Source organism: Vibrio sp. 1167 (genome assembly GCF_033340375.1).
Lineage (GTDB): Bacteria > Pseudomonadota > Gammaproteobacteria > Enterobacterales > Vibrionaceae > Vibrio > Vibrio alginolyticus.
This window is the reverse complement of record NZ_JAWOWK010000056.1, coordinates 1-1,477: the sequence shown is the minus strand read 5'-3', so window position 1 is coordinate 1,477 and position 1,477 is coordinate 1. Positions and strand designations below refer to the sequence as shown.

General features: G+C 45.8%; 2 protein-coding genes. Both read left to right on the top strand.

All coding sequences use genetic code 11. The features are described from left to right. Positions 1-25: 25 nt before the first annotated feature. Positions 26-883 (top strand): ABC transporter ATP-binding protein, encoded by an 858-nt coding sequence (locus R7Z78_RS24305; RefSeq protein WP_005496771.1) that lies wholly within the window; start codon positions 26-28, stop codon positions 881-883. A gap of 36 nt (positions 884-919) precedes the next feature. Then, positions 920-1,477, top strand: a 558-nt coding sequence (locus R7Z78_RS24300; RefSeq protein WP_169643862.1) for an ATP-binding cassette domain-containing protein, incomplete at its 3' end; no start/stop codon positions are given.

Genomic DNA, 1,477 nt, shown 5'->3' with positions numbered 1-1,477 from the left:
CACGTATAAGCTGTAAGGATGTGTTATGGAAAACGATGTAATTTTGAGTGTAAAAGATCTCGAAGTGGAATTCATCACGGATGATGGCCCGGTAAAAGTACTCCATGGCGTGAACTTTGATGTTCGCGCAGGACGAACGCTCGGTCTCGTTGGTGAGTCTGGCAGTGGTAAGAGCGTGACCTCCATGTCCATCATGGGACTGTTGCCAAAGCCTTACGGCAATATTGTCAATGGTGAAGTTAACTACCGAGGTACCAATCTGGTGTCGCTACCAGCGGAAGAAATGTACGCCATGCGCGGCGACCGCATTTCGATCATTTTCCAAGACCCAATGACGGCGTTGAATCCAGTGCATACCATTGGCCGCCAACTGTGCGAAGTGTTGGAATTACACCGTCCTGAGTTAGGTAAAAAAGAGCGCGAATCCTACGCGGTAGAAATGCTGGCTAAAGTGAAAATTCCAATGCCAGAAAAGCGCCTCAACGAATACCCACACAACCTATCTGGTGGTATGCGCCAGCGCGTGATGATCGCAATGGCACTCGCATGTAAACCAGATATTTTGATTTGTGATGAGCCAACGACGGCACTGGATGTAACGGTACAGGCGTCTATCCTTGAACTAATGAATGAACTTCAAGAAGAAACGGGCATGGCAATGATCTTCATTACCCATGATTTAGGCGTAGTAGCTGAAGTGTGTGATGACGTTGCGGTAATGTATGGTGGTCGTATTGTCGAAAAAGCGGAGATTTTTGAGCTGTTTGACAATCCGCAGCACCCTTACACGGAACGTTTGATGGGCTTAATGCCAAGCTTGGACAACGAACCTAAGCAGATGATTGATATCAAACCAATCGATGCCAGCATGTTTGCGAGCTAACTGGTGCAAAGTGAACAAGTCATAAAAGAGGATGTTATGGCCAAAGAAGTATTAAGAATTGAAAATCTTAAGCAGCACTTTGTATCTGGTAAAGGACTGTTTAAGAAGGGCTACACGATCAAAGCTGTAGACGGCGTTTCCTTGTCGGTTTCAGAAGGAGAAACATTGGGACTCGTTGGTGAATCCGGCTGTGGTAAAAGTACCTTAGGACGTACGATTCTAAAATTGTATGAGCCAACAGAAGGTAAGATTTTCTTTGAAGGCAAAGACATTACAAAGTTCTCTGTCAAAGAGATGCGCTCGTTGCGTAAAGACATGCAGATTGTCTTTCAGGATCCAATGGAGTCACTTAACCAGCGTCACACCATTGGTATGATTTTGGAAGAGCCGTATATCATCCATAAAATAGGCACTCCTGCAGAGCGTAAACAATGGGTGAAAGAGCTGTTGGTGAAAGTTGGCTTGCCTGAAACGGCTGTGAACCGTTATCCGCACGAATTCTCTGGTGGCCAGCGTCAGCGTATTGGTATTGCTCGTGCGATAGCACTGAAGCCAAAGCTGTTGATTTGTGATGAATCAGTATCTGCACTGGAT

What these genes read in the sequence shown, in the direction of transcription:
- R7Z78_RS24305 (WP_005496771.1), top strand. Translation starts at nt 26, where the DNA reads ATGGAAAACGATGTAATTTTGAGTGTAAAAGATCTCGAAGTGGAATTC.